The sequence below is a fragment of the Pseudomonas sp. JV241A genome (assembly GCF_900275665.1).
Lineage (GTDB): Bacteria > Pseudomonadota > Gammaproteobacteria > Pseudomonadales > Pseudomonadaceae > Aquipseudomonas > Aquipseudomonas wadenswilerensis.
In genome coordinates, this window is record NZ_OPYO01000032.1 from 242,350 (window position 1) to 255,952 (window position 13,603).

Annotated in this window: 14 protein-coding genes; 6 read left to right on the forward strand and 8 right to left on the reverse strand. The window is 63.9% G+C overall.

Features of this window, described 5'->3' with window-relative positions; genetic code table 11:
• Window positions 1–52: 52 nt before the first annotated feature.
• Complete coding sequence (locus JV241A_RS21240; protein WP_134064327.1) at window positions 53–931, forward strand: LysR substrate-binding domain-containing protein; 879 nt, start codon at window positions 53–55, stop codon at window positions 929–931.
• On the opposite strand, the gene JV241A_RS21245 is transcribed toward JV241A_RS21240, so the two are convergent.
• Window positions 919–1,536, reverse strand: coding sequence for a D-Ala-D-Ala carboxypeptidase family metallohydrolase (locus JV241A_RS21245; RefSeq protein ID WP_233674635.1), 618 nt, complete (start codon window positions 1,534–1,536; stop codon window positions 919–921). The two genes, JV241A_RS21240 and JV241A_RS21245, sit on opposite strands and share 13 nt — an antisense overlap.
• A gap of 88 nt (window positions 1,537–1,624) precedes the next feature.
• Here JV241A_RS21245 and JV241A_RS21250 point away from each other — a divergent pair, with 88 nt between their 5' ends.
• Complete coding sequence (locus tag JV241A_RS21250) at window positions 1,625–2,764, forward strand: hypothetical protein (RefSeq protein ID WP_134064329.1); 1,140 nt, start codon at window positions 1,625–1,627, stop codon at window positions 2,762–2,764.
• Between the two features lie 66 nt (window positions 2,765–2,830).
• On the opposite strand, the gene can is transcribed toward JV241A_RS21250, so the two are convergent.
• A complete protein-coding gene (can, locus tag JV241A_RS21255) occupies window positions 2,831–3,469 on the reverse strand; it encodes a carbonate dehydratase (RefSeq protein WP_038997206.1) in 639 nt (212 codons plus the stop codon).
• Window positions 3,470–3,589: 120 nt separating this feature from the next.
• Between can and JV241A_RS21260 the strand changes: the two genes are divergently transcribed.
• Window positions 3,590–3,913 (forward strand): serine kinase/phosphatase, encoded by a 324-nt coding sequence (locus tag JV241A_RS21260; protein ID WP_115088770.1) that lies wholly within the window; start codon window positions 3,590–3,592, stop codon window positions 3,911–3,913.
• A 4-nt stretch (window positions 3,914–3,917) separates the two neighbouring features.
• Here JV241A_RS21260 and rimI read toward each other — a convergent pair whose 3' ends face one another.
• Window positions 3,918–4,370 (reverse strand): ribosomal protein S18-alanine N-acetyltransferase, encoded by a 453-nt coding sequence (gene rimI, locus JV241A_RS21265; protein ID WP_134064331.1) that lies wholly within the window; start codon window positions 4,368–4,370, stop codon window positions 3,918–3,920.
• Window positions 4,363–5,160, reverse strand: a complete 798-nt coding sequence (locus JV241A_RS21270; RefSeq protein ID WP_115088772.1) for an energy transducer TonB — start codon at window positions 5,158–5,160, stop codon at window positions 4,363–4,365. Before JV241A_RS21270 ends, rimI begins: the two co-directional genes overlap by 8 nt.
• Before the next feature lie 179 nt (window positions 5,161–5,339).
• On the opposite strand from JV241A_RS21270, the gene mksB reads away from it, so the two are divergent.
• From mksB to mksF, 3 genes are read left to right on the forward strand one after another with little or no spacing between them, the layout of a single operon-like run.
• The gene (mksB, locus tag JV241A_RS21275; protein WP_036993806.1) at window positions 5,340–6,617 is read left to right on the forward strand and encodes an Mks condensin complex protein MksB; all 1,278 of its coding nucleotides are present in this window, start codon (window positions 5,340–5,342) and stop codon (window positions 6,615–6,617) included.
• Window positions 6,607–7,308 carry an Mks condensin complex protein MksE gene (mksE, locus tag JV241A_RS21280; protein WP_010225708.1) on the forward strand — a complete coding sequence of 234 codons (702 nt, stop codon included), beginning with the start codon at window positions 6,607–6,609 and terminating at the stop codon, window positions 7,306–7,308. Before mksB ends, mksE begins: the two co-directional genes overlap by 11 nt.
• Window positions 7,305–10,136: an Mks condensin complex protein MksF gene (gene mksF, locus JV241A_RS21285; protein WP_134064333.1), complete on the forward strand. Its 2,832-nt coding sequence runs from the start codon at window positions 7,305–7,307 to the stop codon at window positions 10,134–10,136. Before mksE ends, mksF begins: the two co-directional genes overlap by 4 nt.
• A 114-nt stretch (window positions 10,137–10,250) precedes the next feature.
• Here the strand turns inward: mksF and JV241A_RS21290 are convergent, their stop codons facing one another.
• From JV241A_RS21290 to rpmA, 4 genes are all read right to left on the reverse strand, one after another.
• Window positions 10,251–10,706 (reverse strand): CreA family protein, encoded by a 456-nt coding sequence (locus JV241A_RS21290; RefSeq protein ID WP_177414911.1) that lies wholly within the window; start codon window positions 10,704–10,706, stop codon window positions 10,251–10,253.
• 10 nt (window positions 10,707–10,716) lie between these two features.
• The gene (gene proB / locus JV241A_RS21295) at window positions 10,717–11,835 is read right to left on the reverse strand and encodes a glutamate 5-kinase (protein ID WP_115088775.1); all 1,119 of its coding nucleotides are present in this window, start codon (window positions 11,833–11,835) and stop codon (window positions 10,717–10,719) included.
• A 75-nt stretch (window positions 11,836–11,910) separates the two neighbouring features.
• On the reverse strand, window positions 11,911–13,134 hold the full coding sequence (gene cgtA, locus JV241A_RS21300; protein ID WP_115088776.1) for an Obg family GTPase CgtA: 1,224 nt from the start codon (window positions 13,132–13,134) through the stop codon (window positions 11,911–11,913).
• 192 nt (window positions 13,135–13,326) lie between these two features.
• Complete coding sequence (gene rpmA / locus JV241A_RS21305; RefSeq protein WP_010225698.1) at window positions 13,327–13,584, reverse strand: 50S ribosomal protein L27; 258 nt, start codon at window positions 13,582–13,584, stop codon at window positions 13,327–13,329.
• Window positions 13,585–13,603: the final 19 nt, after the last annotated feature.

Sequence of the window (13,603 nt, forward strand, 5' to 3'; positions counted from 1 at the left end):
AGGGCCAAAAGCGATTTATAGTGAGGCAAATCCGCTAGTTTTTCTCACAGATATGAAACTGCCTGCACTGTCCGCCTTTCGCTATTTCGACGTTGCTGCGCAAACCCAGAGTTTCGTGCGCGCCGCCGAGCTGCTCAATGTCACCCACGGCGCCGTGAGCCGGCAGGTGCGCCTGCTGGAGGAGTCGCTGGGGGTGCCGCTGTTCGAGCGGCGCAATCGGGCGATCTTCCTCACCGCCGCCGGCCGCGCCCTGCACGGCACCACCCTGTCGGTGTTCGAGCAACTTGAAGGCGCGGTGTACCGCCTGCAGCAACAGGCGCGAGAGAACGTACTGGTGCTGTCGTGCGAACCGACCATCGCCATGCGCTGGCTGATCCCACGGCTGCCGGCCTTTCATGCCGCCCACCCGGATATTCACCTGCACCTGGTGGCGGCCGGCGGGCCGATCGACTTCGCCCGCAGCGGTGTCGACCTGGCCCTGCGCCGCGATGACTTTCACTGGGACGCCAACCTGCATGCGCTGAAGATCTGCGACGAATGGGTCGGCCCGGTGTGCAGTGGCGGCCATACGCTACCCGAACAGGACCTGGCCGGCCAACGCCTGCTGCACAGCGCTTCGCGTCCCAATGCGTGGAACACCTGGCTGCGCCAAAGCGGCGAATCGGCTCAGGGCAGCAGCCGCGCCGATTACGAACACTTTTACCTGTGTATCCAGGCTGCCGCTGCCGGGCTGGGTGTGGCCATGGCCTCGCGCCTGATGGTCCAGGATGAAATCGACAGCGGCCAACTGCGGGCGCCGCGCGGTTTCATCCAGGATCAATCGGCCTATTTCCTGCTCAGCCCCCAGGCGATTCTTGAAGACGACAAAAGCCGCTGCTTCGCCGAATGGGTGATCGAGCAATCGGCAGCCTGCCTGGCTCACCTGGCCTGAGCTTTGCCGGCCACCGCCGGGGCGCAGAAGGATGACCCGGTGCTGAAGTCGCCGCCCCAGGTGCGGTAACCCGCCGTGTCGATGTGAATGCGCCCCGACGGGTAACGCCCCAGGCCCATGTTCCAGTCCTTGCCATGGGCCTGCCAGAAGCTGCACAGCGGCGTCGGATCGGCCCAGTCCGGCAGCAGCAGGTCGACCGCGAACGCACGGGTATGGGCGCTCCCCATGGCGCCCCCCGCACAGCGGTTGAGCACCGGGTTGCGGTAAGCCGAAACCACCTCATAGCGCTTGAGCACGCCCTGGTCACCCAGGGTCTTGAGCAGTAGCAAGGTCGAACGCACCGCCGGCCACTGCGAGGCTGGCGCCACTGCAAACGGCTCGGCCCTGCACAAGCGCCAGTCACTGGCCGAACGCAGCAGCTGATGGATTGGCACTACGCCATACACGCGTGCATCCACCAGCATCTGGCGAAAAGGCCGAGTCTGATGATCACCGGCCCACTGGGCAAACAGGTACAGATCACGCTCTTCGGCCTGCGCCTGCGCAACGCCGAGCACTGTCAGCAAAAATCCTGCACCGATACCAGCCTTGCACCACGGTTTCATCAGCCTGCTCCCCTTCCCAATCCCCAGGAAATTCCTCCAGTATGGCAAGCCTCCCGACTGCGGGGAGAAACTGACAAGGAGTTTAAGCATGCACAAGACTGCTCCATTGACCTTCGCCCTGGCCACACTGGCCTTCAGCAGCGCCATCCAGGCCGACGCCCGGATCGACCTGGGCAACCAGGAACGCGTGAACCGGCTGTTTGCCTACCCCAACAACTGCAACGTCATCTGCTTTCGCGACTGGACGCTTGAGCAGACCGTGGAACACTACCTGACCCAGAGCGTGCAACGCGACGGATACACAGGCGCGACCGTGAAGGTCAGTCGTGACAACGACAAACTGCATGCTGACATCCAGGGGGTACCGAGCGACTACAGCAAGCCCCTGCAAGCGCTGCTCGACACTGGCGAGCTGGCCTATCAAGGCGCCAGCCAGCTCAACCGCGAAGGCAAATGGGCTTATAGCTGGAACCTCTTCCTGCCCCTGGGCATGGCCCTGGAAAAGCGCCGCAGCATTGAGCTTTTGCACTTCCCGCCGGATTACTCGCTAACCCAGGCCCAGGACTACCTGCGCTCCAACACCACCGACCGCTGGGCCACGCTGCTGACCTTCAACGGCATCCCCGCCGAGCAGACCCCGGCCTACCAGACCATCGTCGACATTGCCCCGATCGCGGCCCCGGCCAGCGCCGGCAAAGATCTGGAAGGGGTGTATGACTACTTCAAGGACTATCAGGTGCAGATGGTCAGGGAGGTGACGCGAACCGGCAATGGCGCATCCTTGCCGATGGTTGCCTTCGGCTCGCCGGTGCGCAGCTGGATCGAACAGCAGTATGGGCCCAAGCTCTATGTACTGGGCCTGGCGACCATCAGCCCGACGCCCGGGCAGAAGGTCCCGGTGCTGGGTGCCAACCACCCGAGTGCGATCTGGTATGCGGCGGACAAAAACAACAATGGCGGCGACCAGGACAAAGCCGACCAGGCCGGGCTGAAGATGATGGGCCAGGATCTGAGCGCCGCCTGCTGGCAGGCAGGCATGGGTCGTAACCCGGGGGCGGATGCCAAGGCTACGCTTGGCGCCTGTACGCAGAAGTGGCAGGTGACGGCGAAGAAGCAGACCTGCGAGCTGTATTTTCGCACGATTCGCAACATGACCCCGGAGCAGGCCAGTGCCAAGTGCAATACCGGGGCGGTGACGCGGACGTTGCGGGACTTGCAGAAGACTTGAGGTGAAGCCTGTCGCGGGGCAAGCCCGCTCCCACTTCTGTAGGAGCGGGCTTGCCCCGCGATGGCCTCAGTCCTGCGGACGCAACCGGTACTGCGGCGGCAACTGGTCGATGCCGCTGATGGTCGCATTCAAGCTCTTCCAGCGCCCATCCTTGATGCCATAGATGCAGCCATGCACCGACAGGCTCTGCCCACGGTGCCAGGCATTCTGGACGATGGTGGTATGGCCGACATTGGCCACCTGCTGGATCACGTTCAGCTCGCACAGGCGATCCACCCGCTCTTCCTCGGTCGGCAGCTTGGCCAGTTCCACGCGGTTTTCGTAGTACAGGTCGCGAATCGAACGCAGCCAGCCATCGATCAGGCCCAACTGACGATCCTGCATCGATGCCCGCACCCCGCCGCAGCCGTAATGGCCGGTGACCAGGATGTGCTTGACCTTGAGCACGTCCACCGCGTACTGGATCACCGACAGGCAGTTCAGGTCAGTGTGCAGCACCACGTTGGCGACATTGCGGTGAACGAACAGGTCGCCCGGCAGCATGCCGACGATCTCGTTGGCCGGTACCCGGGCGTCCGAGCAACCGATCCAGAGGAACTCCGGTGTCTGCTGACGCGCCAGCTTGGCGAAGAAATCCGGATCTTCCTGCTTGATCGCATCGGCCCAGCGCGCGTTGTTATCAATCAGTTCTTGTAGATCGTGCATGTGCAAGCCTCATGGTTGATGCGCATCCTGTGACAGGCGCCGGCCTGTTCAGGTCACGCCTTTGAATCTTCCGCCAAATGGCAGGTCAACCGTTTAGGCCCTTCTGCAGGAGGATCGACCATGAGCCAGAAACACCGCCCGCTTCACGCCCCGCAGCCCGCCCCGAGCGATGAAGACGAAGACCCCATGAGCTCGGTTGAAGAATTGCACTTTGACGAGGATACCCCCAACGTCGATGTCGGTTTCGACCCAACCGACGACGACCTCGAGCCAGAAACCCTGATCCCCGAAGACGGCGCCCGCTCCGCCAATGAGCCGGGAGCAAATCACCCTGCGGACTGGGACTTGAGCGTAGTCGACCAAAGTGACATCGGCGGCGGCAACGGCCTGGATGAAGCAGAGCTGGCCCGGCGCGACCCGCTGGACGGCAAGCCGGAGCGTTGAACCCCTACTCGAACAGGGTACAGGCCATGACCAAGGCATCTTCGCGACCGCCGGCTACCGGGTAATAGTCACGACGACGGCCAATTTCGTTGAAGCCGTAGCGTTCGTACAGACGATAAGCCGACTGGTTGCTGGCGCGCACCTCCAGGAAGCACTCGCGGCCATTGATTGCGTAGGCACGCTTCATCAGCTCTTCCAGCAGGGCCAGGCCCAGGCCGCGCCCCTGGCTTTCCGGCTTGACGGTAATGTTGAGCAGGTGCGCCTCGTCGATGATCACGTTGATCACGCCGTGGCCGACCTGCTGCTCGCCTTCGAACATCAGCCAGATTTCATAGGACTTGAGCCCGTCGAGGAAAATCCCGCGGGTCCAGGGGTGACTGAAGGCGGCGTATTCGATCTTCAGTACGGCATCCAGATCCGCCTCGGTCATCCGGCGGAAGCTGATCGTGTCACTCATTGCTTGGTTTCCAGCGCGCCATCAGCCGGCGCATGGCTTGCCAGACGTCCGCCTTGCGTTGCGGCTCGTCCATCAACAGTTCGAGCCCCGGCAAGGCCCAGGCAGCGCCCAGCCCTTCAACCGGCAACTCGCGATAATAAGCTTCGGCATTGGCCTCGCCGGCAAAGCGCACGGCAGGCAGGCCGATCAGCCACAGGCAGACGCACGGCGCTTCTTCAAGCCGGGCCTGGATAAAGCCCTGGACGAAATCGGTCGCCGCCTGCGGCCCCTGATCGAGGTTGCCGCGCACCAGCAACGGCCAGCGCACCGGCTCACCGATGATCTGCGGGCTGTCCGGCAGCCCGGCGGCGCGCAGCATGTCCTTGAGCAACAGATAGGAAGGGTCGCGGCTCTGGAACGGCTCGCCGGTGGCCAGTTCCACCAGCAGCAGGCAATTGCCGGCGCGCAGCAACTGCAGGGCAAAGCGTGGGGGCGGCACCGGTGCGGGCCTGGCAGCGACCGGCGCCTTTTCGGCCTCTTCCACCGGTTTGGCCGCGACTTTCGGGGTGCTGCCGGGGCGCGGAATCTCGATCTTCGGGCGCTCGCCGGAGCGCACCACCGGCGCACTCGGTGCCACGACGGCGGCCGCTGGTGCCTGCTCAAGCGGCTCTAACGCCTGTTCCTCGAGCGGCGCCACCGGCAGCAACAGCTCCGGGCGCGATGGTGCCGCGAACGGCAGTTCGGCACGCGGCAGCCAATGCACCACTTGCATGGCGTTGAGATAAGCGCGGCGGCGGGACTCGATTAACAAGAAGGATCGGCCATCTGTGGATAAGTCAGGGGCGATATTCTAACGTTGTTCGCCGTTCGGCGCCGCTGTTGATCGGCAGAAAACCGCCCGACAGCAGGATCAAGCGAACAGGGGGTGAATCGACAGGCGTCTGATGCAGTACAATCGGCGCTTTTATTTGGCAACGAGTCGACCCGCCAATGATCGAACCCAAGCGCGTCCTGCGCGCCCTAGCCGAACACTGGGCCCTGCTCGAGCCGTTGTGCGAGCGCTTCGACGGGGGCACCCTGAGCCTGGCCGAACTGCGCCAGCAACTGGCCACCCAGCAGCTGGAGAGCACGCCCCAGGACATCACCAGCCTGCTCGACGTGTGGATCCGCCTGGATATCCTGGTGCCGGTGGCCAAAAGCCCGAACCGTTTCGAGCTCAACGCCCAGATCCATGACTTTCTGGCGTACCTGCGCCGCGAGCACCGCCTGGGCCTGTGCCTGGAGATCGAAGCCTACCTGCGCCACCTCGAGCGCCTGGCCGGGCATATCCAGGATGCCTTCGAGATTCGCGACGGCAACGACCTGGCGCGCCAGCTGCGCCTGCTCGACATGCGCGTGCGCGACGTCCTGAAGAAGCTCGACAACGACGAACAGGCGCTGGTCGCCGTGGCCGAACGGGCCAAGACCAGCGACCGGCAGATCCCCCTGCGCCAGCGTTACGCCGAAGTCCTGGCAACCTGGGACGAATACGTCGAGCCGATGATCCAGCTGGTCAACGCCGACGGCGCCTTCGAGCAAGGCGTGCGCAAGGTCGAGACCGTGCTGCTGCGCTTGCTCGGCGAGCAGGCCCGCCTCGGCCATCTGGTCGACGACGACATGCTCCTGCGTACCCACGCGCGCATCCTCGAAATGCAGACCAGCGCCCAGCTGACCCTGCGCCATGCCCGTGAACTGCTGCTGCCGCTGCGTGAAGAAGCCCGCCGCCACAACGCCGTGACCCGTGGCGCCGCCCTGGCCCTGTCGGTGATCCGCCGCAAGGGCCTGGACGCCGTGCCGCAAGCCGCCATGCCGCTGTTCACCCGCCCGCAGAGCACCTTCCTCGGCAGCGCCAGCCAGGTCGAAGCCTACGTCTATGCCCTGGCCCGTTTCGAGCCAAAGCCTGCGCAGTTCCCCAAGGCCCACAAGAGCCACAAGGGCGACGCCCCGCGCGCACCGCGCACGGTCAAGGAAATGCTCGAACGCTGCGAAGACGCCCTGCCGCTGCCGGACCTGATGGTCTGGCTGCTCGACCAGGAGCCCGAAGGCGCCACCGACGAGCTGCTGTACTGGTTCTCGCGCCTGTCGCGGGAAAAACGCTTTGCCCGCGAGCGCCTCGAGCGCCGTGAATACACCACCCGCGAACACCTGGTCAGCCTGCGTTCCTTCGCTCTGACATCGAGCCGCGAACCATCGCCTGAGCCAACTGCGAGCCCCGCCCATGCATCTTGATCTTTCCGAACTGTCCCAGCTCGCACCGATCTTCCGCGAGCTGTTCAAGGGCTTCCACATCAGCCGCCGCGACCCGGAGCTGTACGCCCAACTGTCGAACTTCCAGGACCAGTACCGTGGCCTGTTCAAGGCCCTGGGCTTTGAACTGGTGTGCGACACCCGCGGTTTCTACTACTTCGTCCCGGACCTGGCCGCCGCCCAGGTCAACAAGACCGCCCAGCGCCTGTCGCTGTTCACCTTCATCCTGGTCGAACACCTGGCCGACCAGGGCCGCGACCCGATGTCGGTCCTCGACGGCGGCAGCCTGGGCCGCGACGAGCTGCCTTCGCTGCTGGAAAAGTACCGCGACCTGTTCATCCAGGCCGAAGTGCAGACCCCGGACGAGCTGGAAGAGAAGATCATGCGCCGCATGACCCAGCTCGGCTTTGCCCACGAAGAGAACGGCATCTACCGCTTCCTGCCGCCGATGCACCGCTTCCTCGACGTCTGCCTGTCGGTCCAGCAGGACCGCGACCTGGCCGCCAGCCTGCACAGCGCCCTGCCGCTGCCAACGCCGGTGCTGGTCGAGGAAGAGAGCCCGGAAGAGCTGAACCGTACCGACGACCCACTGGACCTCAGCCCGTTCGAAGAAAGCGAAGAAGACGCCTTGGCCCGAGCCATTGCGCAAGAGCAACAGGAGATTGACGCATGAGCCAGGAACGCTACGGCATTCGCCGCTTCGCACTGCTCAACACCGCCGGCTACAGCCTGGGCCTGTTCCCCCTGGAACACCCGCTGTCGGTCTACGGTGCCAACAACCTGGGCAAGAGTGCCTCGATCAACGCCCTGCAGTTCCCGATCCTGGCGCGCATGTCCGACATGAGCTTCGGCAAATACAGCCTGGAGCAGTCGCGGCGCTTCTACTTTGCCAGCGACACCAGCTACATCCTCTGCGAGGTCAACCTGCCTCATGGCCCGCACGTGATCGGCGTGGTCGGCCGCGGCCCGGGTGGCGGTTTCGGTCACCAGTTCTTCGCCTATGCCGGCGAGCTGGACCTGGCCCACTACCAGAAAAACGACACCTGCCTGCGCCAGAAAGAGCTGTTCAGCAACCTCGAGCGCAACGGCCTGAAAGCCTACGAGCTCAAGCCCGACGAGCTGCGCCGCCTGCTGGTGGGTGGCCATACCTCGATTCCGCTGGACCTGACCCTGATCCCGCTACGCTCCACCAGCGAGCAGAGCCTGAAGACCTTCCGCGCCCTGTTCATCAACCTGCTGCACATGCGCGAGATCACCGCGGCCAAGCTCAAGCAGCTGTTCCTCGATGCTTTCGAGCACAGCCTGCGTTCCGGTAGCGTCGACTACATCGCCGCCTGCGAAGAAGCCTTCCGCGACGTACGGCGCATGGAGCAGGATTACAACTCGCTGGTCGCCGCCGGCCCGCTGGTCGAGGCCCTGGCCAACGGCGTAGCCCAGCGCGAGATCCTGCGCGGCAAACTGCATCGCCTGTCGCCACTGCTCGACTCGCTGCTCGGCACCTGGCAGGACTACGCCAGCGCGCGCAAAGAGGAGCTGGTGATCCAGGCCGAACACTACAAGAACGAACAGGACAGCCTGCAGAACGACCAGCGTGGCGGCACCCAGGAGCTGATGCGCCTGGAGCGCGAGATCACTGGCGTGCAGCGCTGGCTTGGCGAGCTGTCGGTGCTCAAGCACCGCTTCGCCCTGGTCGATGACGTCAAGGTCCTGGAACAGCAACTGCTGGCCGCCAAGGACGCCCACGACGAACTGGCCGGCGCCCTGGCGCAGTCGCGCCAGTTCAGTGCCGAAGACCTCGAAGAGCGTCTGCGCGAGCTGGAAAAACGCCTCAAGTCGGTCAAGCAGCAGCTCGATCATGCCGACAACAACAGCTATGCACGCCTGCGTGAAGAGTTCTCGCAGCAGGACGTCGAGCGCCTGATGCGCCTGTTCAACGGTGCGCTGTTCAGCCTGCCGCTGGGCGAGCGCGGCATCGAGCTGGACGACAGCGATGTCTGGGTCAAATCCCTGGAAGCGGTGCTCGACGGCTTCAAGGGCGAGCGCTTCGAAGCCCCGGGCCTGTCCATTGACCTCTCCCACATCGAACCACCAGCGCTGCAGGCCCTGGCCGACCGCGCCGCCCTGCGCGACCAGAAGGAACGCCTGGAGAAAGAGCTCAAGCAGCTCAAGACCCAACAGGCCGTAGCCGCCGACCGCGCCGCGAGCAAGACCCAGACCGAAGCCCTGTACCAGCAGGTACTGGATGCGCAAAAGGCTCTGGAAGACTTCCGCCGCACCCAGACCTTGTCCGCCGAAGAAGGCGACAAACTGGAACAGCTGGCGCAGATGGAAGCCGCCCAGGACGAACTCAAGCGCTCCAGCGACGCCTTCACCGAACGCGTCCAGCAACTGTCGGCCAAGCTGCAACTGGTCGGCCGCCAGATCGCCGACATGGAAGCCAAGCAGCGCACCCTCGACGACGCCCTGCGCCGCCGCCAGCTGCTGCCTGCCGACCTGCCGTTCGGTACGCCGTTCATGGAGCCGGTCGACGACAGCATGGACAACCTGCTGCCGCTGCTCAACGACTACCAGGACAGCTGGCAGGGCCTGCTGCGGGTCGATGGCCAGATCGAAGCGCTGTATGCCCAGGTACGCCTCAAAGGCGTGGCCAAGTTCGACAGCGAAGACGACATGGAGCGCCGTCTGCAGTTGCTGATCAACGCCTACTCGCACCGCACCGAAGAAGCCCTGACCCTGGGCAAGGCGCGCCGCGCCGCGGTTACCGACATCGCCCGGACCCTGCGCAACATCCGCAGCGACTACGACAGCCTCGAGCACCAGCTGGCGCTGTTCAACCGCGAGATCAACAAGCGCCAGGTTTCCAACCTGCAGAGCTTTCGCATCGTCCTGGCGCCGAACAAGGAAGCGCTCAAGCACATCGACCAGATCATCCACAGCGCCGGCCAGTACGAGGAAGGCGAGACCCTGTCGGTGTTCGACCTGAGCCAGAGCGCCGAGCAGGACAACAAGAACGAAGAGGCCAAGGAGTACCTGGCGCGGCTGGTGGCAGCCAACCACAACCAGCTGGGCCTGAAGGACCTGTTCGAACTGGCCTTCGAGATCACCAAGGTCGGTGGCCAGCCGGTGATCCACACCGACATCGACGGTGCGGCGTCCAACGGCACCACCATGACCATCAAGGCGCTGACCAACATGTATTTGTTGCTGCACCTGATGGACCGCGACCTGGCCGGCCGCGTACGCCTGCCGTACTACCTGGACGAGGCGGCCGACATCGACGAACGCAACCAGGCAGCGCTGCTGGAAACCAGCTTGCAGCTGGGCTTCGTACCGATTCTGGCGAGCGTGAAGCCGCAGGTTTCGGCGCATGTCGCCATCGACCTGGAAGGCGGCAGTGGGCCGAACGGGATCTACATTGACGAGGCCGACTGGAAGTACATCAGCCGCCGTGATGTGGAGAAGGCGGTGGTGCGGGAAGAAGAGGCCGAAGCTTCGGCTTGATGGCCTCTCCAGGGGCCTTTCAGGCCCCATCGCCGGCAAGGCCGGCTCCCACAGGGACTGCATGCACAGGACCTTGTGGGAGCCGGCCTTGCCGGCGATGCATTCAACTCGGTTTTACTGAGCCCACGGCAGGATCGGAATCGCCGTTACCGCGTTCTGCGGACTGCCTTCGATCACACGATCCGAGTACACCAGATAGACCAGGGTATTGCGCTTCTTGTCGAGAAAGCGCACCACCTGCATGGTCTTGAACACCAGCGAAGTGCGCTCCTTGAACACCTCGTCGCCGTCCTTGAGCTGTTCCTTGAAGCGAATCGGCCCGACCTGACGGCAGGCGATCGACGCTTCGGCACGGTCTTCAGCCAGGCCCAGGCCGCCTTTCAAACCGCCGGTCTTGGCCCGCGACAGGTAGCAGGTCACGCCTTCCACCTTCGGATCATCAAACGCTTCGACGACGATGCGGTCATTCGGCCCGACGATCTTGAACACCGTCGATACCTGGCCAATCTCCTCGGCCGACGCCAGTACCGGCAATGCCAGCAGTGCCGCTGCAACTATCCCTTTGAACACACGTATTTCCTCAGACCAGAATCAGGTTGTCGCGGTGCACCAGCTCCGGCTCGGCGATATAGCCCAGCAGGGTCTCGATCGCGTCCGATGGCTGGCCAATGATTTTCTGTGCTTCCAGGGCGCTGTAGTTGGCCAGGCCCCGGGCGACTTCAAGGCCATCCGGACCGACGCAGACCACCATCTCGCCACGGCGAAAGCTGCCCTGCACGGTCTTGACGCCCACCGGCAACAGGCTCTTGTTGTCCTTGCGCAACGCCTTCACCGCACCCTCGTCGAGCACCAGGGTGCCACGGGTCTGCAGGTGTCCGGCCAGCCACTGCTTGCGCGCGGCGAGCATGCCGCGCTCGGGCGACAGCAGGGTGCCCAGGCGCTCCCCAGCCTTGAGCCGGTCAAGCACGCGCTCCAGGCGACCACCAACGATGATCGTGTGAGCACCGGAACGCGCCGCCAGGCGCGCTGCACGCAGCTTGGTCTGCATGCCGCCACGGCCCAGGGCGCCGCCGGTACCACCGGCTACCGCGTCGAGGCCCGGATCGTCGGCGCGGGCTTCGTAGATGAGCTGCGCGTCGGGGTTGTTGCGCGGGTCGGCATCGAACATGCCGTCGCGGTCGGTAAGGATCACCAGCAGGTCGGCTTCCACCAGGTTGGCCACCAGCGCCGCCAGGGTGTCGTTGTCGCCGAAGCGGATCTCGTCGGTGACCACCGTGTCGTTCTCGTTGATCACCGGCACCACACCCAGCTCCACCAGGGTGCGCAGGGTACTGCGGGCGTTGAGGTAGCGCTTGCGGTCAGACAGGTCGTCGTGGGTCAGAAGGATTTGCGCGGTATGCCGGCCATGCTCGGCAAAGCTCGACTCCCAGGCCTGCACCAGGCCCATCTGGCCGATCGAAGCCGCCGCCTGCAGCTCATTCATCGCACTCGGTCGCTTGGCCCAGCCCAAACGGCTCATCCCGGCGGCAACCGCCCCGGACGACACCAGCACCAGTTCGACACCTGCCTCATGCAACGCCACCATCTGCTCGACCCAGACACCCATGGCCGCGCGATCCAGGCCCTTGCCATCTGCTGTCAGCAGGGCACTGCCGATTTTCACGACCCAGCGCTGCGCACCCGTCACCTTGCTCCGCATCTTCTTCCAACCTATTCAGATCTTTAGATACCAAAACGCCGCTCCTGAGAGCGGCGTTTAGTGTACTGCAACGAATCAGTCGCGCACGTAAATGATTTCCGGGCCGTCTTCGTCGTCCTCATCATCCCAGTCGTCATCGTCGTCGCCGATGTCGTGCACGCTCTTGACGCCGCTGCGGCGCAGGGCGCGGGCGTCGTCCAGGGCCTGCAGCTGGGCACGGGCTTCGTCTTCGATGCGCTGATCCAGGTCAGCCAGTTCTTCGGCGTAGGCCGGGTCGTTGGCCAGGCGGTCGGCGCGATCTTCGAGGTAGCGCATGATGTCGCGGCTGAGCTGCTCGGTACCCTGCTTGGAGATGGCCGAGATCACATAAACCGGACCTTCCCACTGCAGACGCTCGACCACTTCCTTGACCCGCTCGTCACGCTCGTCGTCCATCAGCATGTCAGTCTTGTTCAGCACCAGCCAGCGGTCACGCTCGGCCAGCGACGGGCTGAACTGGGTCAGCTCGTTGACAATGACTTCGGCGGCATCGGCGCTGCTGCTTTCATCCAGCGGCGCGAGGTCGACGAGGTGCAGCAGCAGGCGGGTACGCGCCAGGTGCTTGAGGAAGCGGATACCCAGGCCGGCACCGTCGGAGGCGCCTTCGATCAGGCCGGGAATGTCGGCGATGACGAAGCTCTTCCAGCGGTCGACACTGACCACACCCAGGTTCGGCACCAGGGTGGTGAACGGGTAGTCGGCGACTTTCGGCTTGGCGGCCGATACCGAGCGGATGAAGGTGCTCTTGCCGGCGTTTGGCAAACCCAGCAGGCCGACGTCAGCCAGTACTTTCATTTCCAGCTTCAGATCACGCTGCTCACCCGGTTTGCCCGGGGTGGTCTGGCGTGGCGCACGGTTGGTACTGGATTTGAAACGGGTGTTGCCCAGGCCGTGCCAGCCGCCCTGGACCACCATCAGCTTCTGGCCTGGCTTGACCAGGTCGCCGATGACTTCCTGGGTGGCCGAGTCGATCACCGTGGTGCCGACCGGCACGCGCAGGATCAGGTCGTCGCCCTTCTTGCCGGTGCAGTCGGTGCTGCCGCCGTTGGAGCCGCGCTGGGCCTCGAAATGACGGGTGTAACGGTAGTCGACCAGGGTGTTGAGGTTGTCGTCGGCAACCATGTACACGGAGCCGCCGTCGCCACCGTCACCGCCGTTGGGACCACCGTTCTCGATGAATTTTTCGCGGCGGAAGCTCATGCAACCGTTACCGCCATCACCGGCTTTGACCCGGATCGATACTTCGTCAACAAACTTCATAAAAACCGCCTCTCGTCAGCTGGACGAGCTGAGTGACACAAAGACATAAGGCTCTTGCAAAAGTGAGCGCGGCGGCCCCGTCACGACAGTAACAACCCACGCCGGCAGCCCATACAAACAGCTTTGCAAGAGACTCACCCCACAAACGAAAAAGCCCCGTCGCGAGACAGGGCTTTTCCAGCGTTCGCGCGATTACTCGGCGACAACGCTCACGTAACGACGACCGAAGGCGCCTTTTACTTCGAACTTGATCTTACCCGCGATCTTGGCGAACAGGGTGTGATCCTTGCCCATGCCAACGCCGTAGCCAGCGTGGAATTGGGTGCCGCGCTGACGCACGATGATGTTGCCAGGAATGATAGCCTGGCCGCCATACATCTTCACGCCAAGGCGTTTGGCTTCTGAGTCGCGACCGTTACGGGTACTACCACCAGCTTTTTTGTGTGCCATGGTTCAATTCTCCAGAAAT

Bases quoted from the DNA above. Each gene is read 5' to 3' on its own strand.
- rpmA (WP_010225698.1), bottom strand. From the start codon at position 13,584: ATGGCACACAAAAAAGCTGGTGGTAGTACCCGTAACGGTCGCGACTCA.
- can (WP_038997206.1), bottom strand. From the start codon at position 3,469: ATGCACGATCTACAAGAACTGATTGATAACAACGCGCGCTGGGCCGAT.
- mksE (WP_010225708.1), top strand. From the start codon at position 6,607: ATGCATCTTGATCTTTCCGAACTGTCCCAGCTCGCACCGATCTTCCGC.
- JV241A_RS21240 (WP_134064327.1), top strand. From the start codon at position 53: ATGAAACTGCCTGCACTGTCCGCCTTTCGCTATTTCGACGTTGCTGCG.
- JV241A_RS21260 (WP_115088770.1), top strand. From the start codon at position 3,590: ATGAGCCAGAAACACCGCCCGCTTCACGCCCCGCAGCCCGCCCCGAGC.
- mksF (WP_134064333.1), top strand. From the start codon at position 7,305: ATGAGCCAGGAACGCTACGGCATTCGCCGCTTCGCACTGCTCAACACC.
- cgtA (WP_115088776.1), bottom strand. From the start codon at position 13,134: ATGAAGTTTGTTGACGAAGTATCGATCCGGGTCAAAGCCGGTGATGGC.
- JV241A_RS21245 (WP_233674635.1), bottom strand. From the start codon at position 1,536: ATGAAACCGTGGTGCAAGGCTGGTATCGGTGCAGGATTTTTGCTGACA.
- proB (WP_115088775.1), bottom strand. From the start codon at position 11,835: ATGCGGAGCAAGGTGACGGGTGCGCAGCGCTGGGTCGTGAAAATCGGC.
- mksB (WP_036993806.1), top strand. From the start codon at position 5,340: ATGATCGAACCCAAGCGCGTCCTGCGCGCCCTAGCCGAACACTGGGCC.
- JV241A_RS21250 (WP_134064329.1), top strand. From the start codon at position 1,625: ATGCACAAGACTGCTCCATTGACCTTCGCCCTGGCCACACTGGCCTTC.
- rimI (WP_134064331.1), bottom strand. From the start codon at position 4,370: ATGAGTGACACGATCAGCTTCCGCCGGATGACCGAGGCGGATCTGGAT.